Origin of the sequence: Streptomyces griseicoloratus (assembly GCF_014534645.1) — a bacterium.
GTDB classification, from domain to species: Bacteria; Actinomycetota; Actinomycetes; order Streptomycetales; family Streptomycetaceae; genus Streptomyces; species Streptomyces griseicoloratus.
Map to the genome: position 1 here is coordinate 163588 of NZ_JACVQF010000200.1, position 26470 is coordinate 190057.

The window sequence follows — 26470 nt, forward strand, 5'->3', positions numbered from 1 at the left end:
CAACAATACTTGGTCGACCAATGATTGTGTACGCTCCCATCTGAGCCAGGTCCCAAAGGGCTTGGTCGACCAATGAATATGACCCATGGAGACCCCATGACCACCGCTTTCGACCCGATAGACCTCTCCGGCCTCCGCCTTGCCAACCGCATCGCCATGGCCCCCATGACCCGCAGCCGCGCCACCGCCGACGGCCTGCCCACCGCCCTCACCGCCGAGTACTACACCCAGCGCGCCTCCGCCGGCCTGATCGTCACCGAGGGCATCCAGCCCTCAGTGATCGGTCAGGGCTACCCCAATACGCCGGGGCTGCACACGGCCGAGCAGATCGCGGCCTGGCGCGCCGTCACCGACGCCGTACACGCGGCCGGGGGACGGATCTTCGCCCAGCTGATGCACACCGGCCGCATCGGTCACCCCGACCTGCTGCCCGAAGGACTGGTCAACGTGGCGCCCTCGGCTGTGGCCGCCACCGGCCAGGTCTACACCCCCGAAGGCCCCAAGGACTTCGTCACTCCCCGCGAGCTCACCGACGAGGAGATCCAGGCCACCATCGCGGACTTCGCCGCCGCCGCTCGCAACGCCGTCGAGGCCGGGTTCGACGGTGTCGAACTCCACGGCGCCAACGGCTACCTGATCCACCAGTTCCTCGCTCCCAACAGCAACCGGCGCAGCGACGGGTGGGGCGGTTCGGTGGCCGGCCGCATCCGGTTCGCCGTTGAGGCCGTCAAGGCCGTCGCCGAGGCCATCGGTCCCGAGCGCACCGCCCTGCGGCTGTCGCCGGGCAACCCGTTCAACAGCATCGAGGAGCCGGAGCCGGAGCCCACGTACACCGCGCTCGTCGACGCGCTGGACCCGCTTGGTCTGGCCTATCTGCACGCGGTGGAGGTCACCCCGGAGGCCCGGGAGGTGACCACGGTGCTGCGCAAGCGGTTCAGCGGGGTGTTCATCCTCAGCCCGGCGACCGACGGCCCGACCGGCCCGGAGTCGCTGGCGCTCGTCGAGGACGGCACGACCGACGTGATCGCCTACGGGCAGCTGTTCCTCGCCAACCCCGACCTCCCGGCCCGGCTCCGGGCGGGCGGTCCCTTCAACGCGCCCGATCAGTCGACGTTCTACGGCGGCGGCGCCGAGGGATACACCGACTACCCCACGCTGTGACCCATGCCAGGGGCCTCCGCGCCGCAGCGGGGGCCCCTGTGCCCTACGCGGCTCACCGCTGCGCCGTGAAGAAGCCCGGTCGACGTACCTGCGCCGCGGGGAGTCGCGATCGGTGAAGGGGTCGTCACGTGCACAGTAAAGTGAACTCATGGTCACGAACGCGCTCACACCCCCCGAGAAGGGCGCCGCTGCCCCTCCCGGGGATCTCATCCGGCACCTGGCGATCATTCTCCGGGGGTTCCAGGCCAGGTTCGAGAGCGCGATGGACGGGATGCCGGCCGGGGTACGCGGTTACCAGATCCTGTCGACCGTCGTTCACCTGGATCCGCCCAACCAGCAGGCGATCGGCACTCACCTGGCGATCGACCGGACGGTTCTGACCTACTTGATCGACACCCTCGTCGACGCCGGACTGGTCGAGCGCGTCCCCGACCCGGTGGACCGCAGGGCGCGCAAGATCGTGGCCACGGGTCCGGGCACCGAGACGCTGGCCAGGTACGAGGAGCGAGTGGCCGCTGCGGAGACCGATCTGCTGTCGGGGCTGTCCCCCCGGGAGGGCGCGGCCCTGTCGGCACTGGCCGGGCGCCTGTCATCACAGATCCACCGCGCGCACCCGGGGGTCGACCCCTGCGAAGCGATGGACCACATCTGACCCTGCACTCGCGGCAGGCGGCAGCGGAACGGGCCACCGAACCGGTGGCCCGTTCCAGCGTCCACGGCAGCAACTGAAGCCGGACGCTTCGCCGGTCACATGGTGGCGGCGGCCAGCGCCAGTTCGGCCGCCGAGACCACGAGCAGGACGCCGGAGCCGGGCACCCCCTTGACGTCCTTGACTCGAAGGTGGGCGATCACAGCGCCCAGGAAGTACAGCACCACACCCACGGCCGCCGCGACGCCGAGCGGCCGGTAGCCGATCCCGACGAGCAGACCGAGCGCGCCGGCGAACTCCAGAACGGCCAGCACCGGCACCAGTCCGGACGCCACTCCCACAGCCTCCAGGACCGCCATGACCTTCGGATCCTTGACGAGTTTGCCCCGTCCTGAGACGACCAACATCAGCGACAACAGGACGGCGAGGACGACATAGGCAATAGACATGGGTTCTCCGTGGGACGGACGGGCCGGGAGACCTGCGGCGGCCAGTAGCTGGCCAGCCAACTATCTGCCCGGCAAATAATCTGCGTGGCAGACTATATCCGAGATCGCACTGGAGTCGGCTGCGCCTGCCATGCGGGCCGTATGAGGGCGTACAGAATGACGGGACACCGTTACGTGCTTCAGTGGTGCTCACGCTTTGCCGACCAACTACGGACCGTCGGCTTCCTCGCAGTCCTGGTCGGGAGACCATGGCGGCGGCTACACGACTACCCCACCCTGGGCGAGCCCTCTGCCCTCGCGGGCGGCCCATCCGTGTCGCGGTCGCCGGGCAGCCGCTGCTGCAGTCCTTCCTCGATCTTGCCGAGGATGCCGGTCACCGCCGTCGTCTCCTCCTCGCTCAGCAACGTGGTGGCATCCTGTTCGAGCTCGTGCCAAAGGTCCGCGACCTGGTCCCGCAGGGCCTGCCCGGCGTCCGTGAGGGAGACGACCGACGCGCGCCGGTCGGTCGGCGAGGGGGAACGGGTGATGAATCCGGCCTGCTCCAGGCGCTGGAGCATCTTGGTCACCGTGGAGGCGTCCAGGGCGAGCGCGCGGATGAGGTCCGCCTGTGCGCGATGGTCCTCGTCCCACAGCAGCATGAGCAGGATCTCCTGGCCCGGGTAGAGCCCCACCCTGCGCAGCAGGGTGCCCGCGTGCACGCGATGCAGCCGGCCGGCACGGAAAAGGGCGTGGCTGACCCTGCCCCAGGTCGCGCCGGACGGCGCGTCCCCCATGGCGCAGATCTGTTCGCCGGGCTGCCTGGTGTCATGCGCCGTGCCGGCGTCCTTCTTGCCGACCCGGTTCCGGGCGGCCTCCGCCGCTTCACTCTCTGCCCCGGTGGGTTCTCCGAGGAGAAGAGCGGGAGGGCAGCCGATCGCGCGCGACGCGCCGGCGGCGGAGGCCACGACGAGGGCGGCCGTCCCCGGCACGTCCGCGGGTGTCAGCCGCTGCACCGGTGCCACGATGCCCAGGACGGCCACGAGTCGTCCGTGCACGCCGAAAACGGGCGCGCTCACGGAGACAGACCCGACGTCGCCTTCTTCGAAGGACACGGCGTGACCGCGTCGGCGGACGGCGGCCCGCTGCTCGGCCAACTGCTCCACGTCGGGGACGGTGTGCCCGGTGACCGGACCAGGGCCCTGCTCCAGGACGTCGCGCCAGGCGTCCTCGTCGTGGGCGAGGAACACCCTGCCCGCCGAGCCCTCGTGCAGGGGATCCACCGTGCCGAGGGCGACGGCGCGCCTGACGACATGCCGGGTCTCGGCGAGCCCCACGACACTGCAGTACAGACCGTCCCGCACGTACAGGCAGGCCGTCTCTCCCGTGCTGTCTCGCAGTTCGTCCAGGAAGGGCTGGATCCGCCGGACCGGATCGAGTTCGTACAGCCCGGGTGCGGCCATGCGTACCAGGGCGAGTCCGATGCGATAGGCGTCCCCGGTGCGGTCGAGGAAACCCTCGCGCGCGAGGTCCTCCACCAGGCGCCGGCAGGTACTGGACGGCAGCCCGGTCGCCCGCCTGATCTCAGGCAGCGTCAGTTCCGGCCCCTGCGGGGCGAAGCACTCCAGAATGGCGCGGATCTCGCCCAGCACGAGGAGTGGGGGCTGCCCCTGCGGGTCATCCTCGTTCATCGCTGCCGCCCTCCTGGCCACTTCGCCTGCTGACCTCCCGTTCACTGTCGTGCCGTGCTCGCACACGACGGTACGCCGACAGTACCTGACGAGGTTCAAACGGATGCATGGCCCATGCAGCCGCGTTGGCGGCCCCGCCGGAGCCGAGGACTGACTACCGTCACACCGTCCGCCCGAGACGACGCGTCAGTATGTCCCGGTGGGCAGCGCGTACGACAGTTCCTGCGCCGCGCTCGTGAGGGCGGGGTGGAGACGGACGAGGTCGGGCAGCGGGGTGCGGTAGGCAGGGGCCGCGATGGACAGGGCGGCGCGGGCCGTGCCGTCGGGGCCCAGGACGGGCACGCCGAGCGCGCGGATGCCGGGTTCGTGCTCCTCGTCGGCCACGGCGTACCGATCGGCTCGGACCTTCTCGATCTCGGCCCGGAAACGCGCTCGGTCGGTGATGGTGTGGGGACCGAGCGGCTCCAGTACCAGGGTCTCCAGGAGTTCCTCGCGCACCTCGCGCGGGGCGAAGGCGATCAGCGCCTTCCCCATCGCCGTGCAGTGGACCGGCCCGTGCTTGCCGGGCTCGCCGCGGACGCTGACCTGCTGCGGCCCCTGCACATAGTGGATGTAGAGCTGCTTGTCCCCGTCGAGCACCGACATCAGCACGGCCTCGCGGGACAGTTCGGCGAGCCGGCGCATCACGGGCAGGGCCACGCCGGTGAATCCATGTGCCTGCGAGACCCGCTGCCCGAGCTGGTACACCCGCAGTCCGAGCGTGTAGTGCTTCGTACGTCCGTCGAACTCGACGAAGTGGTCGCGGCCCAGCGACTTCAGCAGCCGGTAGCAGGTGCTGGTGGGATAGCCCGAGACGCGGGCCAGCTCGGACAGGGTGACACCCGAGGGGTGCTCGCCGAGCAGTGTCAGGACGGCGAGGGCCTTGCCGACCATGTCGGAGGCCGGAGTTGAGGCTGACATGGGACCACCTTCTCACAACTCTTGCCGCATCGCGGCAAGAGTTGCCGCATTTTGAAATCGATCATTGACACGGCCGTCAGCGCGACCTCAGACTCTTCCCGAATTACGGCATCACTTGCCACATCGCGGCAAAATCCGCGCTCCCCTGTGGCACCCACCGACGGCAATGACGCCCCGGAAGAAAGAGGCCCCGATGTCGCCCCGATCCACCGCGGTCCCGACCCCGACCGCTTCCGCTCCGCCCGCCGACGCGCTCAGTCCCCGACGCTGGACGCGGCTGATGCCGATCGTCTTCGTCACCTACAGCTTCGCGTACCTGGAACGCTCCAACTTCTCCGTCGCCACCGCCGGCGGCATGGCCGACGACCTGCACATCACCGGCTCGGTCTCGGCCCTGCTCGGTTCGCTGTTCTTCCTCGGCTACATCCTCTTCCAGATCCCCGGAGCCCTCTACGCCCAGCGGCGCAGCGTCAAGCGGCTCATCGTGCGCTGTCTGGTCGTCTGGGGTGTGCTGGCCACCGCTCAGGGCCTGATCCCGAACGTGCACGTGCTGATGGCGGTGCGGTTCGTCCTCGGTGTCTCGGAGGCCGCGGTCCTGCCGGCGATGGTCATCTACATCACCCACTGGTTCACCGCACGGGAACGCGGCCGGGCCAACACCTGGCTGATCCTCGGCAATCCGGCCACCGTTCTGTGGCTCACCGTCGTCTCCGGCTACCTCGTCGAGTGGGTCGGCTGGCGCGGCATGTTCATCGCCCAGGGCCTCCCCGCCATCGTGTGGGCCTGGGTCTTCCACCGCTTCGTCGACGACCGGCCGGCCGACGCCGCCTGGCTCACCGAGACCGAGCGGGCAGGCCTGGAGGACGCACTCGAGGCGGAGCAGCGCGGCCTGCGCCCCGTCACCGGCTACGGCAGGGCGCTGCGCTCGGCCAACGTCGTACTGCTGTCGGCGCAGTACCTGCTGTGGAGCCTCGGCGTGTACGGCTTCGTCTTCTGGCTGCCGTCGATCGTCGCCAAGGGCAGCGACGAGGGCATCGGAACCACCGGTCTCATCTCCGCCGCGCCCTACCTCTTCGCCTGCGTCGCGATGCTTCTCAACAGCCGTGCCTCCGACCGCGCCGGGCGCCGCGCCGTGTTCGTGTGGCCGTGGCTGCTGACCGGCGCCCTCTCCTTCTACGGCTCCTACCTGCTGGGCGACGACTTCTGGCTCTCGTTCCCGCTGCTGTGCGTCGCGGGCGCCGCCATGTACGCACCGTACGGCCCGTTCTTCGCGTCGATCCCGGAGTTCCTGCCCAGCAACGTCAGCGGCGCCGCGATCGCGCTCATCAACTCCTTCGGCGCGCTGGGCGGCTTCGCGGGCAGCTACCTGATCGGCATGCTCAACGACGTCACCGGCTCCACCGCAGCCTCGTTCCTGACCATGGCCGCGTGCCTGGCGGGCGCCGCCGCACTGACCCTCGCCGTTCGCCCCGCTCCGGCGAAGGCCGAGACGGACGCCCTGCCGGAACCGGGAAAGGCCTGAGCAACTCCATGCGCATCGCTCGTGTCGCCCATGCCGACGGGGTGGACTACGCCGTGCTCGACGGCACGGACGCCGTACTGATCGCCGACCCGTTCGCCACCACGCACACCGTCCGCCTGGGACGCCGCATCGCCCTGGCCGACGTACGGCTGCTCGCCCCGGTCGTCCCCAGGACGGTCGTCGGCATGGCACACAACACCGGCCCCGACGACCGGCGGCTGCCGCCTCAGGCCTTCCTGAAGCCGGCCCGCTCGGTCGTCGGGCCGGGTGAGCCGATCCCGCTGCCGACCACGTCCGAACACGTCGACGCGGAGGCCGAGTTGGCCGTCGTCCTGCGCGCGCCGCTCGCCGGGCACTCCGCGGAGACCGTGCACGAAGCCGTCCTCGGCTACACCGTCGCCAACGATGTCACGGCCCGCGATCTGCAGCGCACCGATCCGCTGTGGACCACCGCCAAGGGCCAGTACGGCTTCACGCCCCTCGGGCCCTGGGTGGAGACCGCTCTCGACCCGGACGACGTCCAGGTGGGCCTGAGCATCGACGGCCGGCCGCTGCGCCCCGCCTCCACCGCGCACCTGGCCCGCGGTGTCACCGAGATCCTCTGCCACCTCGCCGCCCATCTGCCGCTCGGCGCGGGGGACGTCGTCCTGACCGGCGCCCCGGGCGAGTACGGACCGCTGCGTCCGGGCGGACGGGTCGAGGCGACGGTCACGGAGATCGGTTCCCTCGCCAACCCGGTGATCCACAGCAACCACCCGCCCCACACAGGAGAGACCCCGTGTCCCTGATGCCCCCCGCCCACCTGCCGCCCCGCCTGGACGCGGTCACCTTCGGAGAGGCGATGGTGATGTTCCGCGCGGAGGACAACGGCCCCCTCTCCCAGGTCGACCGCTACACCCGGGCACTCGCCGGAGCGGAGGTCAACGTCGCGATCGGGCTGAGCCGCCTCGGCCACGCCACGGCCTGGGCGGGCCGGGTGGGCGACGATCCGCTGGGCGCCCACGTCGTCTCCGCACTGCGCGCCGAGGGAATCGACACCGGCGCGATCGACGTCGACGCTCACGCCCCGACCGGTTTCCAGCTCAAAGGCCGCGCCGACGTGGGCGACCCCGAGGTGGTCTACTTCCGCCGCCACTCCGCCGGCAGCCGCCTGACGTCCTCCCCCGCCGCCACCGCCCGGCTGACCGGAGCCCGGCATCTCCACGTCACCGGCATTCCGCCGGCCCTGTCGCCGACGGCGCGGGAGTTCACCTACGAGGCGATGGAGACCGCCCGTGCCGCGGGGCTCACGATCTCCTTCGATCCCAACCTGCGCCCCGCGTTGTGGGCGGACCGCGACGAGATGGTACGGATCGTCGGCGACCTCGCTGCCCGGGCGGACTGGGTGCTGCCGGGGCTCGGCGAGGGCAGGCTGCTCACCGGCCGGGACGACGCCGAGGGCATCGCGCGCCGCTATCTGACGGCCGGAGCCCGCCGCGTCGTCGTCAAGGACGGCGGGAACGGCGCGGCCCGGCTGTTCCAGGACGACGGCTGCTGGGTCCAGCCCCTCTTCACCGTACGGTCCGTCGACCCCGTCGGCGCCGGCGACGGCTTCGCCGCCGGGCTCATCAGCGCCCATCTCGACGGGCTCGACGCACCGGAGGCGGTGCGCCGGGCCGCGGCCGTCGGCGCCCTCGCCACCACACGGCGTGGCGACAGCGACGGGCTGCCCACCCGCGCAGAACTGGAGGAGTTCCTCGCGGCCCATGCCGCCGCCTGACCCCCGCCACACCTCTTGCCCTGACCACCGGCAAGCCTCTTGTAAGGAGCACTCTCACATGGCACTGCAACTGCAGATCGCCCTCGACCGCGTCCCGCTCGAGCACGCGGTGCGGATCGCCTCGGCCGTCGCGCCGCACACCGACTGGATCGAGGTCGGCACCTCCCTGATCAAGCAGTTCGGCATGGAGTCCGTACGGCAGGTCGTGGCCGCAGCTCCCGGCGTGCCCGTCCTCGCCGACCTCAAGACCGCCGACGACACGGTCTTCGAGTTCGGCCTCGCCTACGAGGCGGGCGCCTCCTCGGCGACCGTCCTGGGCGTCGCCGCCGACGCGACCCTGGACAAGGCGGTGCAATGCGCCGCCGAGCACGGTAAGGAGGCCGTGGTCGACCTGTTGGAGACCACCGGGCCACGGCGTGCGGAACTGGCGGCGCGGCTGCCCGCGTCCGTGGTCCTCGCCGCGCACATCGGCAAGGACGCCCAGCACGGTGGCACCGACCCCGCCGCTCTGCTCGGCACGTGGAGCGCGGGCCGACGGCTCGCGGTAGCCGGAGGGCTGACCGCCGAGGACCTGCCCGGCCTCGCCGGTGCGGGCGACCTGCGGGTGATCGTCGGCTCGGCCGTGACCGGCGCCGACGACCCCGCCGCCGCAGCCCGGCACCTGGCGCGGGCGGCGGGCCGCGACTGACGTACCCGCCGCGTTCGACGCCAGCACGCGTACGACCGAGCACGCGTACGACAACAGCACACGCACCACCCAGCACCACACAAGAACGGAAGACACACCACCATGACCGACCACGCCACCACCTACGTCCTGAAGACGCAGATCCTCACCGAGATCGAGAGGGTCCTCGCAGCCCTCGACGACGACGCCCTGGAGTCCCTGGCGAAGGTGCTCCTCGACGCCGAGCGCATCTTCGTGACCGGGGAAGGACGTTCGGGGTTCATGGCCAGGGCCTTCGCCATGCGGCTGATGCACCTCGGCCTGCCCGTGCACGTCGTCGGGGAGACCACGACCCCCGCGGTCGGCGCCGGCGCCACCGTGGTGGCGGTCTCCGGCTCCGGCACCACGGCGGGCACGGTCCGCGTCGCCGAGCAGGCGCTCGCGGCGGGCGCCCGCGTGCACGCCGTCACCACCGCACCCGGCTCCCCACTCGGGGAGCTGGCCGCCACCACCCTGGTGGTCCCGGCGGCGACGAAGTACCGGCGTCCCGGCGAGGCCGCCAGCGTCCAGCCCCTGTCCAGTCTCTTCGACCAGGCGACCCACATCGCCCTCGACGTCGTGGCGCTGCGGCTGGCCGGACTGCTGTCGGTGGACAACGACACGGCACGGAAGGCTCACGCCAACACGGAGTGACAGCGGGAGGCCCTGGTCCGACGCTCGTCGGACCAAGAGCCTCGAACACGTCGGGGACCGGCGAGGGTACGGCCCTCGGCCTCAGCCGTCTTGTGCCGCGTTCAAGTGGCTGGTGAGGCGTTCGAGGAAATCGACTACGTGGGGGCGTTCTTCCTCACTCAGGAAGGCGGTGAAGTCACGCTCGATGCTTCTTCCGTGCAGTCGACTGGCTCGGGTGAAGACCTCCCTGCCCCGGGAGGTCAGCTTGACGACCACGACGCGCCGGTCGTGGTGATCGCGTGTCCGTTCGACCAGCCCGGCCGCCGTGAGCTTGTCGAGGACCTTGGTCGCAGCGCCGCTGCTGTAGAGCATCGCAGCGGCGAGTTCTGCCATGCGGAGTTGTCCCTGGGGTGCGCGACTCAGGTGCGCGAGAGCGTCGAACTGGGAGATGGTCAGTCCGCAGGCGGTCTTCAGTTCGTTCTCGAACCGCTTGATCAGCGCATCGTGGGCGCGGAGGAAGAGGTGCCACGCCCCGGCGTCCCCACCACCCACGTCAGTTCTCCTTGCCGACCGGTCCATCCACTACGGAAATCGTAGTTGGCGGCAGACGCCGAGGCGTGCCAGCACCCCGCACCGACCCAGGTCGGCACGGACCCACGCCGGCGGGTACGCAGGCCAGGCCCGTGCTATTCCCCGTGATCACCACCCAACCGACATGAACTACATCACCCCTACAGATGTCCAACATTTAACGAAATGAGGAGTAGCGTCTTCCATGCCTCGCCCCTCAGGGGGGAGGTCCTGGAGCCCCCCAACCATGGGGCTGCAGGCCCAGCAAGGAGGAAAGACCATGAATCTCACCCTCGGACGGCGGGCCATCACCCTGGCTGCCACACTGACCATCGCGACCGGCGCTCTGCTCGCGGCCGGTGGCGCCGCCTCCGCCTCGGAGTCCGGCTACCGCACGTCGGAGTCCGCTTCCCACAGCGCGTCGCTCGTCTCCTACTCCAAGGGCGACGACCGCCGCGACCACCGGGACGACTACCGGGACCGCCGCGACTACCGGGACGACCGCCGCGACTACCGGGACGACCGCCGCGACTACCGGGATGACCGCCGTGACCACCGGCACGACCACGGTGACCACCGGGGCGACCGGCGCGACGACCGCCGTGACCACCGGGAGAGCCGCTGGGATGGTGAGCGCACCTGGGTGCGTGACGGCGGCAAGTGGTACTGCGACGAGGACGGCTACCGCTACCAGTGGGACGGCCACCGCTTCTACCAGCTGAAGAACGGCGCATGGATCGTGGTCCGCGCAGAGTCGCACGGCTTCTCCACCGCCATCTTCCGCTGATCGTCGCAGCGTAAGGACAGGCAGCAGGCGTCGCACCCTCGGACGGGGGTGGGCCGCGCCGGAAGACCTGGGCCCGCACGGCCACGGTAAGTGGCCGTGCGGGCCCAGGTCGGTTTCCTGTCGGACCCGTACCCGGCGTCGGAGGAACATCTGGATCACGTAGGCGGCGGAATCAGGGACTGGAGCGACGGGTGGGGTGGTACTCGAAGGCGAAGCAGCTGACGCCAGGGAAGAGGCCCCGCGATGCAGCGAGACGAACTGCCTGCCCCGGTCACCGGGATGCTCCTCACCCACTTCCTGACCGTGCGCGACGTGCCCCGGGCACGCGCCTTCTACAGGGACGTGCTGGGCGGCACCGTGGTCCTGGAAGAGAACCCGTGCATCATCAAGCTCGCCAACGGCTGGATCATCATGAACCCCGGCGGCGGCCCGACCCCCGACAAGCCCGACGTGACGCTTCAGCCACCCGATGACCCGACCACCACGTCGAGCTTCCTCAACATCCGTGTGGCCGACATCGACGCCTGCTACCGGGACTGGAGCGCCAAGGGGGCGGAGTTCCTCACCCCGCCCATCGACCGCAAAGCCGAGCTGCGCTGCTACATCCGCGACCCCGACGGTTACCTCATCGAGGTCGGCCAGGCCACGGGGCTGCTCGAAGGGATCCTCGCCGACCCGCCCGCGGGCACCGGGTGAACGGGCAGACGGATCCGCCCTCCCCCTCCCCCGGCGTCCGCCATGCGGCGCCGAGCACTGCACCTGCTTCAGGTCTTTCTGCCGCCTCGGTACCGGCCACGCGGTTCGGATCCGGAACGCCGGGTAGTCGGAGGCAGCCTGCGGTGAGCCGTGGGCCCGAGCCGGAGACGAGCCCGCGCGGAGACTGGTTCCGAAGAGGTCGGGGCCCCGGCCGGTCGGGTCCGCTCGCCCCCTGACGATCGACCGCGCCCGCGGGGACCGTCGCGGACAGCTCGCCGGAACAGGCGGGCGTACCGGTTGCGGGGTGCCACGGCGCGAGTACGGAAAGGCAGCGACATGACCGACATGCAGTGGGGGATATTCACCGTCGGTGACGTCACCCGCGACCCCACCACGGGGCGTACGCCCTCCGAGGCGGAACGCATCCAGGACACGGTCACCATCGCCAGGAAGGTGGAGGAGGTCGGCCTGGACGTCTTCGCGACCGGCGAGCACCACAACCCGCCGTTCGTGCCCTCCTCGCCCACGACGCTCCTCGGTCACATCGCCGCGTTGACCGAGCGCATCATTCTGTCGACCTCGACCACACTGATCACGACGAACGATCCAGTCAAGATCGCCGAAGACTTCAGCGTGCTGCAGCACCTGTCCGCCGGACGGACCGACGTGATGCTCGGGAGGGGGAACACAGGACCGGTGTATCCGTGGTTCGGGCAGGACATCCGCCAGGCCCTCCCCCTCAGCGTCGAGCACTACGGTCTGCTGCGCCGGCTGTGGCGCGAGGAGGTGGTCGACTGGGAGGGCAAACTGCGCAGCCCGCTGCAGGGCTTCACCCTCGCTCCCCGACCGCTGGACGGCGTACCCCCCTTCGTGTGGCACGCCTCCATCCGCACCCCCGAGGTCGCGGAGCTGGCGGCCTACTACGGGGACGGGTTCTTCGCCAACCACATCTTCTGGCCCTCGTCGCACACGCAGAAGATGGTCGAGCTGTACCGTCGGCGATTCGCGCACTACGGCCACGGCACCCCCACTGAGGCCATCGTCGGCCTGGGCGGACAGGTCTTCATGCGCCGCAACAGCCAGGACGCGGTCGACGAATTCCGTCCCTACTTCGACAACGCCCCGGTCTACGGTCACGGCCCGTCGCTGGAGGAGTTCACCTCAATGACACCGCTGACGGTGGGGTCGCCCGCACAGGTCATCGAGAAGACGCTGGGCTTCCGTGACTACGTCGGCGACTACCAGCGCCAGCTCTTCCTCATCGACCATGCCGGGCTTCCCCTCAAGACGGTGCTGGAGCAACTGGACCTCCTCGGCGAAGAGGTGGTCCCGGTGCTGCGCAAGGAGTTCGCCATCGGCAGGCCCGCCGGAGTACCGGCGGCTCCGACCCACCAGTCGCTGCTGCGGGCACGTGCCGCGAGCGAGGCGGCAACGCCGGATGCCACGCCCACCGAAGGACTGACGAAGCAATGACCGAACTGGCAGTGATCAGCGGCGGACTGCGCGAGCCGTCCTCGACACGTCTCCTCGCCGAACGCCTCGAGGCCTCGGTACGCAAGGAACTCGGCACCCTGGACATCGCGGCCGGGTCGTCGTTCGTGGAGCTGCGCCCACTGGGCCACCCGATCATCGACGCGATGATCACCGGTTTCGCCGCCCCGGCGCTGGAGGAGGCGTTCGAGACGGTGGCCGAGGCGGACGGCGTCATCGCCGTGACGCCGGCCTTCAACGCCTCCTTCAGCGGACTGTTCAAGTCGTTCTTCGACGTGCTGCCGGAGGAAACACTGTCCGACATGCCCGTGCTCATCGGCGCCACCGGCGGAACCGAGCGGCACTCGCTCGTACTCGAACACGCGCTGAGGCCGATGTTCTCCTACCTGCACGCGATCGTCTCGCCCCGAGGCGTCTACGCCGCCACCGAGGACTTCGGCGCCCCCGCCCAGGAGGGCTCGGCCTTGGGCCGGCGCATCACCGCGGCGGCAGCCGACTACGCACGTCTGGTCCAAGGATGCGGGTCCCACCAGCGGCGTGACGCCTTCACCGAGGAACTGACCTCCATGGAGCAGCTCCTCGGCGGCTCGGACGGCGAATCACGCCGGTAGGACATCCATGGGAACGGTCACTGCAGGCGGAAGACGAGGATGCTGCCGGGGTTCTCCAGTTCTGTCGTGGGAGCGCCGTTCCGGTCGCGCACGTTGCCTTCGGAGTCGGTGGCGACGTAGACGGACTTGCCGTCCGGGCTCAGCGCGATGTCGCGGTAGCGGTTCTGCGCCTTCCACAGCGGGGTGGCCTCGGTGATCTTCTGGCCGTCGTCGCTGAGCTTCAGCCGGTAGACGGTGCCGTCCTTGAGGGTGGTCATGAGCAGCGAGTTGCGCAGCCCTGCGATGCCACCGGTGTCGGGGTAGTACGTGATGCTGGAGTTGGCCAGTGACGGCCAGCAGATGTAGACCAGTTCGCCGCACTTGGGGTCGGCGAAGTCGTAGCCGGTGTCGACCGTGCCGAAGGTGCGGATCGGCTCGGTGAACCGGCCCTGCCAGTCGGTCTCCTTCTGCCGGAGCACCGACTCGGGCACCTCCAGGTCGCTGAACGTGAGGTCGGCGCACGGAGTCGGTGCGGACGCGGACCATGGACGGAACGCGTAGGCCTTGTCGTCCCGGTACCCCGCCACGTAGGGCCAGCCGTAGTTGGCTCCCTTCGTCAGGACGTTGATCTCGTCGTCGGTCTTGGGCCCCTGGTCGCCGTTGTACAGGGTGCCGTCCGCTCCGAAGTCCAGGCCCTGGGCGTTACGGAACCCGTAGGCCCAGACATGACTGCGTACGCCGTTGAGCACGGGGTTGTCCGCGGGGATCGAGCCGTCCTCCGGGTTCAGCCGCAGCGTCTTGCCGCGGTAGGCGATCCAGTCCTTGGCCTCGATCTGCTCCTCGGTGGGCAGCCACTGGGCCCGGTTCGGCTCGCAGAAGTGCTGGAGCTGGTTGGCGCCCTGGTCGCCGATCGTGTAGTACAGCTTGCCGTCGGGGCCGTAGCGCAGCCGTGCGCTCTGGTGGTCGGTACCCGATGCCAGTCCGCTGATCAGATTCTTCGGCCGGCCCAGCGTTCCGCTCTTGCTGTCGTAGGTGTAGCGGTCGATCCTCAGCCGCTGGTCGACCTCGGCGTCCGAGGTGTTCGAGTCGTACGTGTACGAGACGTACACGTAGTCGCGTCCCTTGTTCTTGAGCAGGTCCGGATGGAGGGCCAGGCCCAGCACACCGTCCTGACCGCCCATGGTGTGCACGGCTTTCTGCGTCAGGTCGAGGACGGTGCTCTTCGCACCCGTCCGCGGATCGACGCGGGTGACCTTCCTGCCGCTCTTCTCCGTGGCCCACAGGAATCCGTCGGGCCCCCAGACGATCTCGTACGGATTGCCCAGGCCGGTGGCGACCACCTGCTTGGTGAATCCGTTGAGGGAAGCGGTGTCCCTCTCGGTGTCGCCGCCGGCGGGGCCACCGGCGCCCGCCTGGAAGACCGCACTCTGTGTGATGCCCAGAACCAGAGCTGCCGGTACAGCGACCAGCGCTGTGCGTATGCGCCGCATGATTGCTCCCTTCGGCCCCCTCAACCACATTGACCCAATGCGGTGACCGGGTCGCTGTACGTATCCGCCAGTCGGGTGACGGGAGTGCGAGTGACGGCGCCATCGCTCAGAGCGTGAACTCCGCACCGTCCGGGAGCACCTCGACGCCGTGGGCACAGACATGTGCGCGGGCCCGGGAAGAGGGGTCGGCCAGGGGGTTGGTGTTGTTGAGGTGGGTGTAGATGCGACGGACGGCCGGATGGCCCGCGAGGCGGCGCAGGGAGCCGTCCGCCCCGTTGACCGGCAGGTGCCCCATGGCCGACTGCTCGCGGCCCGGCTGCTCGCCGAGTCCCGAGCCCATCTCGTCGGCCGTGTAGAAGGTGCCGTCCACCAGGGCGCAGTCGGCTCCTGAGAGCAGGCGGTCCAGCGTGGGTGTCCAGACGGCGAGACAGGGAGCGTACACGAGCGTGCTCCCCGAAGCGGTGTCCTCGATCCGGTACGCCGTCACCCAGCGATTGTCGGACGACGCCGAACCGACGTATCTCGGCGGCTTCGTGCCGACCGGGTGACCGGTCACCCTGAGACCGCCGGTCAAGGCGGTGACGTGGGCGCCCGGACCCTCCCGCCACTCCCACCGGGCGTACCGGTCGCTCATGCCCCGCAGGGGCAGGGCGTCGGTCAGGGCCCCCATGACGGGCGGACTGGCGTGGACGGTCAGCCCGGCGTGGCCGCGCAGGAGGGCCAGGCCGAGGACGTGATCGGCCTCGGCGTCGGTGAGCAGGACACCGCGCACCGGTGTGTCGCGTGGGCCCGGGCCGGCGGCGAGGCGGGGAGAGGCCAGCAGTTGCGTCCGCAGATCGGGAGAGGCGTTGAGGAGCCACCAGTTCCTGTCGTCCCCGGTGACGGCGACGCAGTCCTGGGTACGGCAGGGCAGCCGGCCGGTGCGGGCGGCCGCGCACTGGGCGCAGGCGCAGTTCCACTGAGGCAGGCCACCACCCGCGGCCGTGCCGAGCAGGATGACTCTCATGAGGCCGTCTGAGTGCGCATGACGAAGGCCGGCTGCGATGTGTCGTCCGGAGCGGCATCTTCCGTGAGGAGGGCGTCCACCAGTCTCCGGTGCGGCGACAGCGTGCAGACGGGATCGGTTGCCGTCGCGTCCCCCGTGAGCTGGAACGCCTGGCAGCGGCAGCCGCCGAAGTCGGTGTGCCGCTGCGGGCAGGTGCGGCACGGGTCGGCCATCCAGCCGGTGCCGCGGAATGCGTTGAAGGCGCGGGAGTCGTACCAGATCCGGGCCAGCGGCCGGCGCAGCACGTTCTCCACGGGCAGCGTCGTGATCACGCCGGCGGCGGGGCAGGGCAGGACGTCACCCGTGGGGGTGACGGTCAGTTGCCGGCTGCCCCAGCCGTGCATGCAGGGCTTGGGCCGGTCGGCGTAGTGGTCGGCCACGACGTACACCAGTTCCGGCCCACGGCCCGTGTATCGGGTGCGGGCCTGTTCCACGGCCTGCTGGGCCACCGCCAGCTGGCGTGGTGTCGGCAGCAGGGCACCGCGGTTGCGCAGCGCCCACCCGTAGTACTGGGTGTTGGCCAGCTCGATCCGGTCGGCGCCCAGGGCCGTGGCCAGCTCGATGATCTCGCCGGTGTGCTCGATGTTCGCCCGGTGAAGGACCACGTTCACGGTGAGCGGCAGTCCCGCGGCGAGTACCGCCTGCGCGGCTCGGCGCTTCGCGGTGTGCACCCGGGCGCCGGCGATCCGGTCGGCGCGTGCGGGATCGGCGTCCTGCAAGGACAACTGCACGTGGTCGACTCCGCAGTCCGCGAGTGCCCGCGCCCGGTCGCCGGTGAGCCCGACTCCGCTGGTCACCAGGTTGACATACGCGCCGAGGCCGCGGGCGTGGGCGACGAGCTCGGGCAGATCGCGCCGGGCCAGCGGCTCTCCGCCGGAGAAGTGCATCTGCACGACCCCCAGTTCATGGGCCTGGCTCAGCGCGTCCCGCCACTGATCCGTGGTCATCTCCGCCGAGCGGCCTGCCAGTTCCAGCGGATTGGAACAGTAGGGGCAGTGCAGAGGACAGCGGTGGGTCAGCTCGGCCAGCAGGCCCAACGGTGCTTCAGTCATCGGGGCGCACCCCCGCGGGGTCATCGAGGCCGGCACCCTGCCGGTCACCGAGGCTCACCACTCGCCGCTCGGCGAGATCGGCCAGCAGCTCGGTGACGTCCTCGGCACGCACCCCGTCGTACCGCTCGCGCAGAACGTCGGTGATCTGTGCGACGGTCCGCCTGCCGTCGCACAGCCCGAGCACGGCGGCCGCCGTCTCGTTCAGCACCAGGACGCCCTCGGGGAGCAGCACCATGTCCGTGTCCCGGACATGGTCGTGGGTCAGCCTGACGCCCGGCCTCAGCCGGGGCGATCCGGTGTCCAGCGGTCCGGTCACTGCCGTGCCACTCCCCTCGGGCCGGTGCCGCCGCAGTAGTAGTCCACGGTGTCGAGCACCGCCCACAGCACATCGCACTTGAACGCGAGGGCACTCACGCACGCCTCCTGCTCGGCACGCGTCCGGGCGCTTCTCACGACCAGGTCGAGCAGTGCCTGTCCCTCCGCTGCCACGACCTCGATGCGCGCGGTGAAGTAGGCGAGACCGTCCTCGGCGACCCACGGATAGTGCTCCCGCATCCGGTGCAGCCGGTGGGTGAGCAGCCCGGGCGAGAACAGCTCCGTCAGACCCGAGGCCACCGCCTCCAGCCAGGGGCGGCGCAGGGCGAAGCCGACGTAGGCGTCGACGGCGAACCTCACCCCCGGCAGAACCAGTCGTTCCGAGAGCACCTCGTCCCGTTCGAGACCGACCGCCTCGGCCAGCCGCAGCCATTTCTCGGCACCACCGGAGTGGGCGTCGACGCCATCGTGGTAGACGATTCTCGCCAGCCACTGCCGCCGCACCTCGGGCAGGGGGCAGCTGGCGATGATCGCCGCGTCCTTCTGCGGCAGGCACCGCTGGTAGTACCAGCGATTGGCTGCCCACAAACGGAGCTCGTCGTCACTGAGCAATCCGTCGTGCAGCCGCTGATGGAACGGGTGCCGGTCCCAGTAGCGGGACTCCAGCGCACGCAGCGCGCCGGCGAACTCGACTTCGCTCCAGGGCCGCCGGATCCGACCGTCGGCGCGGGATCCGTCACCGTCAGGCACGACCGGCGTAGGCGGTCACCTCCATGGGTGTGTCGAACACCTGGTACTCGGGGCGGATCCATGTCCTTGCCGCGGGACGAGCCGGGCTCTGGCGGCGCACGGGGCTCTGCACACGGACGCGAGCCTTCATGGTGGAACGCATGGGCACTCTCCTGCCTCGGCGGAGGGGTCGCGCGCCGGGCCGGAGACCGAGGCGTCGGCGACCTTGCCCGCAGGCAGGCCGGCAGGGTGTCGAGGAGGCCGGTCCCGGTTCGGCACGCCGTACTGAGCAGGCTATGCCCGACACATCGGCGCTGCATGTCGGGCAGCGGGCGGGCCCTGCCGGGCCGACGAGGGTGGCGCATGGCGGAGCTCACACCCGGCTTAGTTTACTGTTCAACCAACACGGGAGTAATGTCACCAACGCCCGAACAAGAACGGGTAAAGCGCCATGATCGGCCCACAGGCCGCGGCGTGAACAAGGAGGAAGAACCATGACATCGAGGATCGCGCGTCGGACTGCCGCAGCAGCCGCTTCCGTGACCGTCGCCGCGGCAGCACTCCTCGCCGCAGGCGGTACCGCTTCGGCGACCGAGCTTCCGGGCAGCGAACAATCCGCCCTGAGCCGAGTCGCGGACAGCCGCAGCGGGGACCGCCTTCGCACCGGCAACGAACATCTCCACGATCACGCCGGTGACGGCCACGCTCATCACCGGGGCCATGGTGACGACAGCCGACGTGCTCACGGATCGCACGACTCCCACCGAACCCGTCACTGGACGGACATCGACGACCTCCGCCGCATGTGGGTCGTCGACCAGATCCAGTGGCTCCGTGATCAGGGCCTTTCCCGCTGATCGGGCCCTTCCTTCCTCAGCCCGCAAGCACGAGTACGACCCGTTCGACGCGGCCGGCCGGCATGGGTCCCTGCGGAACACCCTCCGCAGCCAAGAGCCGGGGCGGCACTCCCGATCGTTCCAGAGGACAGCGCGATCACGAAGCGGAGTGCCGCCCCGCCACCGGCAGCCGCCACGCGCACGACGCATGACGTGGCGACGCCCCGGCACTCGGCAGGCAGTCCCGCGGTCCAGGACGGTTCACCCAGTTGTTCCGGCCCACTGAGCCCAATCAGAGAGACGAGCCATGACCGAGTGCATAGATCAGATGCTGCACATGGAGCTCCTGTCGGCACCGGAAGAACCGGTCGCACTGCCTGCCCTCCTGTCCTACCGACGGCGGGACCCGTTCGCCGTGCACGTCACCTTTCACACCGAGCCCGGCGGTCCCGTCCCGTGGGTGTTCTCACGTGAGCTGCTGTCGCAGGGCATGCACGAACCGAGCGGCGAAGGCGACATCCGCCTCTGGCCGAGCGGGAGCGGCCCCGGCGCCGTGCTGCACCTGGCACTGTCATCGCCGCACGGATACGCCCGTCTGAGAACTCCGCTGCCGGCACTGGCCGAGTGGCTCAGGCGCACGTACCTCCTGGTGCCCGCCGGCCACGAGGGCGATCAGATGAACTGCGACGCAGAGCTGTCACGGCTGCTGCACGGCGCGCCCTAACCGAGCATGCGGTCGAGGTTGAAGGCCGCGCTGATGAGGGCCAGGTGGGTGAAGGCCTGGGGGAAGTTCCCGCGCTGTTCGCCGGTGTGGCCGATCTCCTCGGCGTAGAGGCCGAGGTGGTTGGCATACGTGAGCATTTTCTCGAACGCGAGGCGGGCCTCGTCCAGGCGGCCGGCGCGGGTCAGTGCCTCGACGTACCAGAACGAGCAGATCGAGAACGTACCCTCCTCGCCCCGCAGCCCGTCGGGGCTGGCCTGCGGGTCGTAGCGGTAGACCAGCGAGTCGGACACCAGGTCCTCGCCGAGGGCGTCCAACGTGGCGAGCCACTTCGGGTCGGTCGGCGAGATGAACTTCGACAGCGGCATCATCAGCAAGGACGCGTCGAGCACGTGGCCGTCCTCGTGCTGGACGAAGGCGTGCCGTTCGGCGGACCAGCCCTGGCGCATGATCCTGCGGTAGATCGTGTCCCGGGCCCGCCCCCAGCGCAGTGTGTCGGCCGGCAGCCCGCGGTGCTGGGCCAGCCGCATGGCCCGCTCGATCGCCACCCAGCACATCAGGCGCGAGTAGAGGAAGTTCTTGCGTCCGCCGCGGGTCTCCCAGATGCCCTCGTCGGGCTGGTCCCAGTGGTCGCACAACCAGTCGACCAGCGCGCAGACGTTGTCCCAGTGGGCGCTGGAGACGGGCTGTCCCCACTTGTCGTAGAGATAGATCGCATCGACGAGCGCCCCGTAGATGTCCAGCTGCAACTGATCGACGGCGTCGTTCCCGATGCGCACGGGGGCCGAGCCCTGATGTCCCCCGAGGTGGGACAGTACGCGTTCGTGCAGCTCACGGCGCCCGTCGATGCCGTACATGATCTGCAACGGGCCGGTGGGGCCAAGCCCCACGGTCGCCTCGTCCGCCTGGAGGTGGACATGCTCGGAGAGGAAGCCCATGAAGGCTTCCGCCTCGTGGGTGAATCCGAGTCTGAGCAGCGCGTACACGCAGAACGCGGCGTCGCGGATCCACACGTAGCGGTAGTCCCAGTTGCGCTCGCCGCCGATCTGTTCGGGCAGGCTGGTGGTCGGCGCGGCGATGATGGCGCCGGTCGGGGCGTAGGTGAGCAGCTTGAGGGTGAGGGCGGAGCGGTGCACCGTCTCCCGCCACCGGCCTCGGTAACGGGACTGGGACAGCCACCGGCGCCAGTACCCGACGGTGGCGTTGAACTGATGCTCCGCCTCGGACAGCGGGCAGAAGCGGGGTGACACGTCGCCGCCGACCCGGTCGAGGGCGAACACGGCGGACTCGCCCTCGCGCAGCTTGAACAGCGACCACACGTCCGGGCCGGTCACCTCGATCGGCACACTGGAGGTCAGCGCGAGAGTCAGCGAGGGCGATTCGAAGAGCGCCTGTCCGTGCTCGGCGTGCACGGTGTGCGGCTGCGCCCCGTACTCGAAGCGCGGGGCCACCCGGGCACGGAACGGCAGCGATCCTCGTACGCACACCACGCGGCGGATCAGCCGGTGCCGGTCGGCCTCACGTGAGTCGTCGACGACCGGCATGAAGTCCTGGACCTCGCCGACCCCGTCGTCCGCGAAGAAGCGGGTGATCAGCACATTGGTGTCGGGGAAGTAGAACTGCTTCGTGTGCGTCGACGCGTCCGGGCCGAGCTCGAAGGACCCGCCGCGGTCGGCGTCCAGGATCGAGGCGAACACGCTGGGTGCGTCGAAGCGCGGGCAGCAGTACCAGTCGATGGTGCCCCTGGTGTCCACCAGTGCCGCGCTGCGCAGATCGCCGATCAGTCCGTGTTCCGCGACCGGCATGTAACGGGGCCGGGCAGCGCCGGTGCCGCGGGATCCGCCGACCGCACTCAACGCTTCAGCGGTCATTTCGGCCTCACTGGTCACTTCAGACCTCCCTGAGCCACCGCCCCACTCTTCAGGCTAACGGTTCCTTCGCGTGAACTGATGCGGGGATCAGCCGTCGGCGGCCCGTGGGCCTGCCTCGGCGGCGCCCGTGGAGGAGTCGACGGCGAGGATGCGGTTGAGCGCGCTGTCGGGGCGGCCGGTGAGGTCCTCCCAGGTGCCCTCCTCGATGATGCGGCCGGCCTCGAGGACGGCGATGCGGTCGGCCCGGCGGATGGTGGCGCGGCGGTGGGCGATGACGATCGTGGTGCGGCCCTCCTCGCGCAGTGCGCCGGCCAGTTGGGCGTCGCCCGCGTTGTCCAGGTGGGCGGTGGACTCGTCCAGCACGAGGACCCTCGGCCGGGCCACAAGCGCGCGGGCGAGGGCGATGCGGGCCCTCTGCCCTCCGGAAAGCGTGGCGCCGCGCTCGCCGACCAGGGTGTCCATCGGGGCGATCCGGTCGACGCCGCACAGGCGTGCCGTCTCGGTGAGCAGGCCGTCGTCCGCCTCGGGTGCGGCGAGCCGCAGGTTCTCGGCGAGCGTGCCGTGGAAGAGGGGTGCCTCCTGGCCGACCAGTGCCACGGCGCGCCTGAGGTCGGCATCGCTCACCTCGCGCACGTCGACGGGGTCGCCGTCGGCGGGGATCAGCTGGACCGCTCCCTCGGACGGGTCCCAGAACCGGGCCAGCAGATGGGCGCAGGTCGACTTGCCGGCCCCCGAGGCACCGACCAGTGCGAGGGTCTGCCCCGCGCGGACGGTCAGCTCGACGCCGTCCAGCACGGGTGCGCCGCCGTAGTCGAACCTCACCCGGTGCAGCCGGAGGCCCAGCGGGCCGGGGGGCAGGGAGCGGGGAGCGGAGGGCGGTGGGGCGAGGGCGGGCGCCTTCACGGCGGCGTCGACCCGGGCGGCGGCGGCGCGCAGCGCGACGGCCTGGCTCAGGGACCGGGCCGACTCGGCCACGGGACCGAGTATCGACAGGGCCAGGGTCATCGCCGCCGGAGCCCACGGGCCGTGCAGCCGCCCTGCTGTCAGGGACTGCGCCGCCGCGGACACCACTCCGAGGACCGCCGCCACGATGAGGAGGTCGCGGACCGCGGCGGCGACAGCCTCCCAGGTGGCCTCGGCTCGCTGGGCGTCGGCCACCTGCCGCCCCCGTTCGGCCAGTCGCCGGCGCCGTGCGGGCAGGGCTCCGAAGGCGATCAGCTCGCGCAGCCCGTCGACGGTCTCGACCGTGTCGGCCGACAGCCTCGCGGCGGCGCTCCGGGTCCGGCCGCCGCGTGCCGCGCGTCCTCGCGCATCGGCGAACGGCGCCGCGGCGAGGAGCGCGGCGACCGGCAGGACGGCGGTCAGCAGCCAGGGCTCCACCGTGGCGAGGACCGCGGTGCCGCCGGTGAAGACGGTCCCCGCCGCGAGGAGTTGGGCGGTGGTGTGGGCGTAGAAGAACTCCAGGGCCTCCACGTCCGCCATGGCCGTGGCGGCGAGGTCTCCGCTGCGCCGGCCGGCGACGCGGGCGGGCGCGCTGCGGGCGAGTCCGTCGAAGACGCGGACGCGCAGTGCGGCCAGCACCCGGTAGGCGAGGTCGTGCGAGAGGTCCATCTCGCGCCAGGTCATCAGGGCGCGTACGAGGACCAGGGCGACGAGCGCGGTGGTGGTGGCGGCCGAGGGGGCGTGGCCTTCGATGACCGCCGTTCCCACGGTGTGCGCGGCGAGGGTGAGCAGCGCGACGAGGGAGCCCTGTTCGAGGAGTGCGGCGGCGCAGGTGCGGACCGTCATGGCGCGGTGGCCGGCGAGGGCCGGGAGCAGGGCGCGCAGTGAGCCCCGCGCGGGCGGCTCCGCGTCGGTCGTGGCGGTGGCGATGGCGCTGTTCATGCGGCGAGTCCTCCTGGGTGGGCGTGGCCGGCCTCGACGAGTCGGGCGTAGACGCCTCCGGCCTCGACCAGGCCGGCGTGCTCGCCGACGGCGTCCACCCGTCCCGCGTCGAGGACGACGATGCGGTCGGCGTGCCGGACGGCGGCGAGCCGGTGGGCGACCACCAGGACGGTGCGGCCGGTCGCGGCGTTCAGCAGGTCCCGGACGATGTCCGCCTCGCGGCGTTCGTCGACCGAGCTGGTGGCCTCGTCGAGGACGAGCACCGGGGCGTCGGCGATCAGGGCCCGGGCGAGGGCGAGGCGCTGGCGCTGCCCGCCGGACAGGGTGGCGCCGCGTTCGCCGAGGACGGTGGCGTAACCGTCGGGGAGGGCGGCGATCTCGTCGTGGATCCCGGCGACCCGCGCCGCGCGCGTCAGCTCCTCGTCCGTGGCGTCCGGCCGGGCCAGGCGCAGGTTGTCGGCGATGGTGGCGTGGAAGAGGTACGTCTCCTGCGAGACGACGGCGATGCCCCGGCGCAGCGAGTCGAGCGCGTACCGGGTGGTGCAGCGCCCGTCGATGGTGATGCGGCCCTCCTGCGGGTCGCGGTCGCGCAGGAGCAGGGCGAGGAGCGTGGACTTGCCGGCGCCGGACGGGCCGACGATCGCGGTGGTGCGGCCGGCCTGTGCGGTGAAGGAGACACCGTGGAGGGCCGGCGCCGGTGCGCCGTCGTAGGTGAACGCGACGTTCTCGAAGCGGACTTCGGGTGGTGCCGGCCAGTGGGCGGGCGTGGTTCCGGTGTCGCGGACGGCGGCCTCGGTGGTGCGCAGCGCGGCGAGTCCGTCCGCGGCCGACACCCCCAGGTATCCGGCGTGCCACTCGCGGGCCAGGTCACGGACGGGCCGGAAGCACTCGGAGGCCAGCAGGAGCACCAGGTACGTGCCGGTCGCCGTGGTGGACCCGGTGACGGCCGACCAGCAGGCGAGGAGCGCGGCGGCGGCGGTGCCGCCCTGGATGGCGAGGTCGGTGATGCCGGTGTCGACGAGGGACACGCGCAGTTTGGCGACGGTCGCCCGGTGCAGCGCCGCCGAGCGCCTCTCCAGGCGTTCGCGGGTGCGGCCGACCGCGCCGGCGGCACGCAGGGCGGGCATGCCCTGCAGGGCCTCCAGGTAGTCGGCGCCCAGTCCTTCGTACGTGTCCCAGTGCTCCTTTCCGCGGGTGGCGAGGAGCCGGTCCCAGGCGCGCGGGCCGCACAGGGCGAGCAGCAGGGCGGGGACGAGACCGAGGAGGGCCACCGGTTCCACCGCGGCCAGGGCGGCGAGCACCAGGGGAGGCACGGTGAGGGTGATCAGCAGCTGGGGCAGGTAGCGGGAGACATACGCGTCGACGCCCTCGACGCCGTCGACGAGGGTGGTGCGGACGGCGCCGGCGCGCGCGGTGGTCAGGTGTGCGGGCCCCAGTCGTCCGAGGCGGGCGAGGAGTTCGTCCCGCAGCGCCACCCTGACCTCGGCCCCGGCGCGGGTGGCGGTGCGCCGCTGCCACGTGCCGAGTCCGGCGCGGGCGGCGACGACCGCGAGCACCGCGGCGAGCAGCCACGGGAGCCGGTCGGTGTCGCCGTGGGCCAGGTCGGCGAGCGCTACGGCCAGGACTGCGGCCTGTGCCAGGTGGGTGAGGGTGACGGCGCCCTGCAGCAGGGTGGCCGTGAGCAGGCGGCGCCGTGCCCGCCGGGCGGCGCGGCGCAGTTCGGGGTGGACGATCACGTGGTGTTCTCCTCGTCGGCGTGGCGGGTGCCGAGGGCCAGTCCGTGGACGACCCAGTCCCGGCCCGGGGTGGCGCCGAGCGCGGCACCGAGGTCCGCGCACTGCCAGGAGCCGATGGGGCGGGCGGCCAGTCCGTGGCGGCGGGCGGTGACGTGGGCCAGGTGGACGGCGAAGCCGGCCCGCAGGTGGGCGCGGCGGATGTGGGGCGCGCCGGAGTCGTCGGGGCAGCCGTGGGCGAGCAGGACGGCGCCCGCGTCCGCGATCCACGCCTGGCCCGCGGCCCAGCCGGCGAGCGTCGGGCGGGCCTCCCCCGTGGCGAGTCGTCGCAGTGCCGTGCCGTCGGCGGTCGGCCCGACCAGGCCGGGCCGTGGTGCGCCGACGGCGGCGCACCAGCGCAGGTCGTCACCGCCTGACTGTGCGGCGACGGCGAGCACCGCCCGCAGCACGTCCGGGGGTGGGGTGCCCGGCAGCGGCGGCGGGATGCTGCGGCGGGCCAGAAGTTCCTCGGGTGTGGGCGCGCTCGTCGGCGACTGGGGGTGCGGTGCACCGTCGGGCCGGTGAGCGGCGGCCTGCGGGCCGGGCGGGGGGATGCGTACGGTGGCGAGTGGGCTCGCGGTGAGTCCGTCCAGCCGGACGTCGGGGTTGCCCGCCCCCGATGCGCGGGCGGCGAGGTGCAGCGATGCCGCGGCGTGCCCGGTGTCCAGCAGCAGGAGCGGCCAGGCGCGGTGGCCGTAGTGGGAGGCCGTCCGGCGCACGGTGACGGAGAGTTCGGCGGTCACGCCCGGGGGTGTGCCGTCCGGTTCCCGGCCGAGCCGGTGGACGCGGTGGCGCAGCGGGTCGTAGCCGTAGCGGCCGGGCGGCAGGGAGCAGCCGGCGCCCACGACGAGTTCGGTGTCCACCGGGTGCAGGGCTCCGGCGGAGGGCGTGGGGCGCAGGCGTCCGGAGTCGTCCGAGGCCGCCAGGGACAGGCGCAGCAGGGCCCGCAGGTCGAGGTCCCCCGGGCCGGCCTCCGGGATCGGGCGGGATGGTCCCGGCCAGGCCCGGACGGCGGGCCCGGCGGGTGTGTCGGGACCGGGGCGCTGGGAGGAGCGGGCGCGGGCGAGGGCGGCGGCGAGGTCCACCAGGTCCTCACGGGTGTGTTCCACGGGGCG

General features: G+C 71.3%; 26 protein-coding genes. 12 read left to right on the forward strand and 14 right to left on the reverse strand.

Translation table 11 applies throughout. The annotated features are described in order from the left end of the window. Window positions 1–96 precede the first annotated feature (96 nt). Together H0H10_RS21250 and H0H10_RS21255 are read left to right on the forward strand one after the other, a co-directional pair. On the forward strand, window positions 97–1161 hold the full coding sequence (locus tag H0H10_RS21250; RefSeq protein ID WP_188182614.1) for an alkene reductase: 1065 nt from the start codon (window positions 97–99) through the stop codon (window positions 1159–1161). Window positions 1162–1309: 148 nt separating this feature from the next. Then, window positions 1310–1813 (forward strand): MarR family winged helix-turn-helix transcriptional regulator, encoded by a 504-nt coding sequence (locus tag H0H10_RS21255; RefSeq protein WP_188182615.1) that lies wholly within the window; start codon window positions 1310–1312, stop codon window positions 1811–1813. Between the two features lie 95 nt (window positions 1814–1908). On the opposite strand, the gene H0H10_RS21260 is transcribed toward H0H10_RS21255, so the two are convergent. The 3 genes from H0H10_RS21260 to H0H10_RS21275 form a co-directional block, all read right to left on the reverse strand. Then, on the reverse strand, window positions 1909–2259 hold the full coding sequence (locus H0H10_RS21260) for a DoxX family protein (RefSeq protein WP_188182616.1): 351 nt from the start codon (window positions 2257–2259) through the stop codon (window positions 1909–1911). 266 nt (window positions 2260–2525) lie between these two features. Then, a complete protein-coding gene (locus tag H0H10_RS40125) occupies window positions 2526–3926 on the reverse strand; it encodes an IclR family transcriptional regulator domain-containing protein (protein WP_223180192.1) in 1401 nt (466 codons plus the stop codon). Window positions 3927–4112: 186 nt separating this feature from the next. Next, window positions 4113–4886 carry an IclR family transcriptional regulator gene (locus tag H0H10_RS21275; protein ID WP_188182617.1) on the reverse strand — a complete coding sequence of 258 codons (774 nt, stop codon included), beginning with the start codon at window positions 4884–4886 and terminating at the stop codon, window positions 4113–4115. Between the two features lie 193 nt (window positions 4887–5079). On the opposite strand from H0H10_RS21275, the gene H0H10_RS21280 reads away from it, so the two are divergent. The 5 genes from H0H10_RS21280 to hxlB all read left to right on the forward strand — a co-directional run bounded on the left by H0H10_RS21280 (window position 5080) and on the right by hxlB (window position 9527). Then, complete coding sequence (locus H0H10_RS21280) at window positions 5080–6408, forward strand: MFS transporter (RefSeq protein WP_223180193.1); 1329 nt, start codon at window positions 5080–5082, stop codon at window positions 6406–6408. Window positions 6409–6416: 8 nt separating this feature from the next. After that, the gene (locus tag H0H10_RS21285; RefSeq protein WP_188182619.1) at window positions 6417–7196 is read left to right on the forward strand and encodes a fumarylacetoacetate hydrolase family protein; all 780 of its coding nucleotides are present in this window, start codon (window positions 6417–6419) and stop codon (window positions 7194–7196) included. Further along, on the forward strand, window positions 7196–8167 hold the full coding sequence (locus H0H10_RS21290; RefSeq protein WP_188182944.1) for a sugar kinase: 972 nt from the start codon (window positions 7196–7198) through the stop codon (window positions 8165–8167). Before H0H10_RS21285 ends, H0H10_RS21290 begins: the two co-directional genes overlap by 1 nt. A gap of 58 nt (window positions 8168–8225) precedes the next feature. Then, on the forward strand, window positions 8226–8855 hold the full coding sequence (locus tag H0H10_RS21295; RefSeq protein WP_188182620.1) for an orotidine 5'-phosphate decarboxylase / HUMPS family protein: 630 nt from the start codon (window positions 8226–8228) through the stop codon (window positions 8853–8855). Window positions 8856–8957: 102 nt separating this feature from the next. Beyond that, on the forward strand, window positions 8958–9527 hold the full coding sequence (gene hxlB / locus H0H10_RS21300; RefSeq protein ID WP_188182621.1) for a 6-phospho-3-hexuloisomerase: 570 nt from the start codon (window positions 8958–8960) through the stop codon (window positions 9525–9527). Window positions 9528–9608: 81 nt separating this feature from the next. Here the strand turns inward: hxlB and H0H10_RS21305 are convergent, their stop codons facing one another. Next, window positions 9609–10058 carry a MarR family winged helix-turn-helix transcriptional regulator gene (locus H0H10_RS21305; protein WP_188182622.1) on the reverse strand — a complete coding sequence of 150 codons (450 nt, stop codon included), beginning with the start codon at window positions 10056–10058 and terminating at the stop codon, window positions 9609–9611. A 298-nt stretch (window positions 10059–10356) separates the two neighbouring features. Between H0H10_RS21305 and H0H10_RS21310 the strand changes: the two genes are divergently transcribed. The 4 genes from H0H10_RS21310 (at window position 10357) to H0H10_RS21325 (ending at window position 13661) form a co-directional block, all read left to right on the forward strand. Further along, window positions 10357–10863 carry a hypothetical protein gene (locus tag H0H10_RS21310; protein ID WP_188182623.1) on the forward strand — a complete coding sequence of 169 codons (507 nt, stop codon included), beginning with the start codon at window positions 10357–10359 and terminating at the stop codon, window positions 10861–10863. Window positions 10864–11106: 243 nt separating this feature from the next. Next, on the forward strand, window positions 11107–11559 hold the full coding sequence (locus H0H10_RS21315) for a VOC family protein (protein ID WP_188182624.1): 453 nt from the start codon (window positions 11107–11109) through the stop codon (window positions 11557–11559). Between the two features lie 345 nt (window positions 11560–11904). After that, complete coding sequence (locus tag H0H10_RS21320; RefSeq protein WP_188182945.1) at window positions 11905–13032, forward strand: LLM class flavin-dependent oxidoreductase; 1128 nt, start codon at window positions 11905–11907, stop codon at window positions 13030–13032. Continuing rightward, window positions 13029–13661, forward strand: coding sequence for a CE1759 family FMN reductase (locus tag H0H10_RS21325; RefSeq protein ID WP_188182625.1), 633 nt, complete (start codon window positions 13029–13031; stop codon window positions 13659–13661). Before H0H10_RS21320 ends, H0H10_RS21325 begins: the two co-directional genes overlap by 4 nt. Before the next feature lie 17 nt (window positions 13662–13678). On the opposite strand, the gene H0H10_RS21330 is transcribed toward H0H10_RS21325, so the two are convergent. From H0H10_RS21330 to H0H10_RS21355, 6 genes are all read right to left on the reverse strand, one after another. Further along, on the reverse strand, window positions 13679–15130 hold the full coding sequence (locus H0H10_RS21330) for a glucose/sorbosone family PQQ-dependent dehydrogenase (RefSeq protein WP_188182626.1): 1452 nt from the start codon (window positions 15128–15130) through the stop codon (window positions 13679–13681). 106 nt (window positions 15131–15236) lie between these two features. Next, a complete protein-coding gene (gene pqqB / locus H0H10_RS21335) occupies window positions 15237–16136 on the reverse strand; it encodes a pyrroloquinoline quinone biosynthesis protein PqqB (RefSeq protein ID WP_188182627.1) in 900 nt (299 codons plus the stop codon). After that, window positions 16133–17227 carry a pyrroloquinoline quinone biosynthesis protein PqqE gene (pqqE, locus tag H0H10_RS21340; protein ID WP_188182628.1) on the reverse strand — a complete coding sequence of 365 codons (1095 nt, stop codon included), beginning with the start codon at window positions 17225–17227 and terminating at the stop codon, window positions 16133–16135. Before pqqE ends, pqqB begins: the two co-directional genes overlap by 4 nt. Further along, the gene (gene pqqD / locus H0H10_RS21345) at window positions 17220–17543 is read right to left on the reverse strand and encodes a pyrroloquinoline quinone biosynthesis peptide chaperone PqqD (protein ID WP_309141863.1); all 324 of its coding nucleotides are present in this window, start codon (window positions 17541–17543) and stop codon (window positions 17220–17222) included. Before pqqD ends, pqqE begins: the two co-directional genes overlap by 8 nt. Further along, window positions 17540–18292: a pyrroloquinoline-quinone synthase PqqC gene (gene pqqC, locus H0H10_RS21350; protein WP_309141864.1), complete on the reverse strand. Its 753-nt coding sequence runs from the start codon at window positions 18290–18292 to the stop codon at window positions 17540–17542. Before pqqC ends, pqqD begins: the two co-directional genes overlap by 4 nt. Next, the gene (locus tag H0H10_RS21355; RefSeq protein ID WP_188182629.1) at window positions 18285–18434 is read right to left on the reverse strand and encodes a hypothetical protein; all 150 of its coding nucleotides are present in this window, start codon (window positions 18432–18434) and stop codon (window positions 18285–18287) included. Before H0H10_RS21355 ends, pqqC begins: the two co-directional genes overlap by 8 nt. Window positions 18435–19414: 980 nt before the next feature. Between H0H10_RS21355 and H0H10_RS21360 the strand changes: the two genes are divergently transcribed. Next, on the forward strand, window positions 19415–19831 hold the full coding sequence (locus H0H10_RS21360; protein WP_188182630.1) for an SsgA family sporulation/cell division regulator: 417 nt from the start codon (window positions 19415–19417) through the stop codon (window positions 19829–19831). Here H0H10_RS21360 and H0H10_RS21365 read toward each other — a convergent pair. The 4 genes from H0H10_RS21365 to H0H10_RS21380 all read right to left on the reverse strand — a co-directional run bounded on the left by H0H10_RS21365 (window position 19828) and on the right by H0H10_RS21380 (window position 26464). Then, window positions 19828–21699, reverse strand: a complete 1872-nt coding sequence (locus tag H0H10_RS21365; RefSeq protein WP_188182631.1) for a glycoside hydrolase family 15 protein — start codon at window positions 21697–21699, stop codon at window positions 19828–19830. The two genes, H0H10_RS21360 and H0H10_RS21365, sit on opposite strands and share 4 nt — an antisense overlap. Before the next feature lie 87 nt (window positions 21700–21786). After that, window positions 21787–23583 carry an ABC transporter ATP-binding protein gene (locus H0H10_RS21370; RefSeq protein ID WP_188182632.1) on the reverse strand — a complete coding sequence of 599 codons (1797 nt, stop codon included), beginning with the start codon at window positions 23581–23583 and terminating at the stop codon, window positions 21787–21789. After that, window positions 23580–25319, reverse strand: coding sequence for an ABC transporter ATP-binding protein/permease (locus H0H10_RS21375; protein ID WP_188182633.1), 1740 nt, complete (start codon window positions 25317–25319; stop codon window positions 23580–23582). Before H0H10_RS21375 ends, H0H10_RS21370 begins: the two co-directional genes overlap by 4 nt. Beyond that, the gene (locus H0H10_RS21380) at window positions 25316–26464 is read right to left on the reverse strand and encodes a SagB/ThcOx family dehydrogenase (RefSeq protein ID WP_309141865.1); all 1149 of its coding nucleotides are present in this window, start codon (window positions 26462–26464) and stop codon (window positions 25316–25318) included. Before H0H10_RS21380 ends, H0H10_RS21375 begins: the two co-directional genes overlap by 4 nt. Between the last annotated feature and the right edge of the window lie 6 nt (window positions 26465–26470).

Excerpts from the sequence above, each read along its gene's own strand:
- H0H10_RS21275 (WP_188182617.1), bottom strand. The coding sequence starts at position 4,886 with ATGTCAGCCTCAACTCCGGCCTCCGACATGGTCGGCAAGGCCCTCGCC.
- H0H10_RS21325 (WP_188182625.1), top strand. The coding sequence starts at position 13,029 with ATGACCGAACTGGCAGTGATCAGCGGCGGACTGCGCGAGCCGTCCTCG.
- H0H10_RS21365 (WP_188182631.1), bottom strand. The coding sequence starts at position 21,699 with ATGACCGCTGAAGCGTTGAGTGCGGTCGGCGGATCCCGCGGCACCGGC.
- H0H10_RS21370 (WP_188182632.1), bottom strand. The coding sequence starts at position 23,583 with ATGAACAGCGCCATCGCCACCGCCACGACCGACGCGGAGCCGCCCGCG.
- pqqE (WP_188182628.1), bottom strand. The coding sequence starts at position 17,227 with ATGACTGAAGCACCGTTGGGCCTGCTGGCCGAGCTGACCCACCGCTGT.
- H0H10_RS21360 (WP_188182630.1), top strand. The coding sequence starts at position 19,415 with ATGACCGAGTGCATAGATCAGATGCTGCACATGGAGCTCCTGTCGGCA.
- H0H10_RS21320 (WP_188182945.1), top strand. The coding sequence starts at position 11,905 with ATGCAGTGGGGGATATTCACCGTCGGTGACGTCACCCGCGACCCCACC.
- H0H10_RS21285 (WP_188182619.1), top strand. The coding sequence starts at position 6,417 with ATGCGCATCGCTCGTGTCGCCCATGCCGACGGGGTGGACTACGCCGTG.
- pqqB (WP_188182627.1), bottom strand. The coding sequence starts at position 16,136 with ATGAGAGTCATCCTGCTCGGCACGGCCGCGGGTGGTGGCCTGCCTCAG.
- H0H10_RS21250 (WP_188182614.1), top strand. The coding sequence starts at position 97 with ATGACCACCGCTTTCGACCCGATAGACCTCTCCGGCCTCCGCCTTGCC.
- H0H10_RS21315 (WP_188182624.1), top strand. The coding sequence starts at position 11,107 with ATGCAGCGAGACGAACTGCCTGCCCCGGTCACCGGGATGCTCCTCACC.
- H0H10_RS21280 (WP_223180193.1), top strand. The coding sequence starts at position 5,080 with ATGTCGCCCCGATCCACCGCGGTCCCGACCCCGACCGCTTCCGCTCCG.
- H0H10_RS21330 (WP_188182626.1), bottom strand. The coding sequence starts at position 15,130 with ATGCGGCGCATACGCACAGCGCTGGTCGCTGTACCGGCAGCTCTGGTT.
- H0H10_RS21255 (WP_188182615.1), top strand. The coding sequence starts at position 1,310 with ATGGTCACGAACGCGCTCACACCCCCCGAGAAGGGCGCCGCTGCCCCT.
- H0H10_RS21355 (WP_188182629.1), bottom strand. The coding sequence starts at position 18,434 with ATGCGTTCCACCATGAAGGCTCGCGTCCGTGTGCAGAGCCCCGTGCGC.
- H0H10_RS21295 (WP_188182620.1), top strand. The coding sequence starts at position 8,226 with ATGGCACTGCAACTGCAGATCGCCCTCGACCGCGTCCCGCTCGAGCAC.
- hxlB (WP_188182621.1), top strand. The coding sequence starts at position 8,958 with ATGACCGACCACGCCACCACCTACGTCCTGAAGACGCAGATCCTCACC.
- H0H10_RS21260 (WP_188182616.1), bottom strand. The coding sequence starts at position 2,259 with ATGTCTATTGCCTATGTCGTCCTCGCCGTCCTGTTGTCGCTGATGTTG.
- H0H10_RS40125 (WP_223180192.1), bottom strand. The coding sequence starts at position 3,926 with ATGAACGAGGATGACCCGCAGGGGCAGCCCCCACTCCTCGTGCTGGGC.
- H0H10_RS21310 (WP_188182623.1), top strand. The coding sequence starts at position 10,357 with ATGAATCTCACCCTCGGACGGCGGGCCATCACCCTGGCTGCCACACTG.
- H0H10_RS21290 (WP_188182944.1), top strand. The coding sequence starts at position 7,196 with ATGCCCCCCGCCCACCTGCCGCCCCGCCTGGACGCGGTCACCTTCGGA.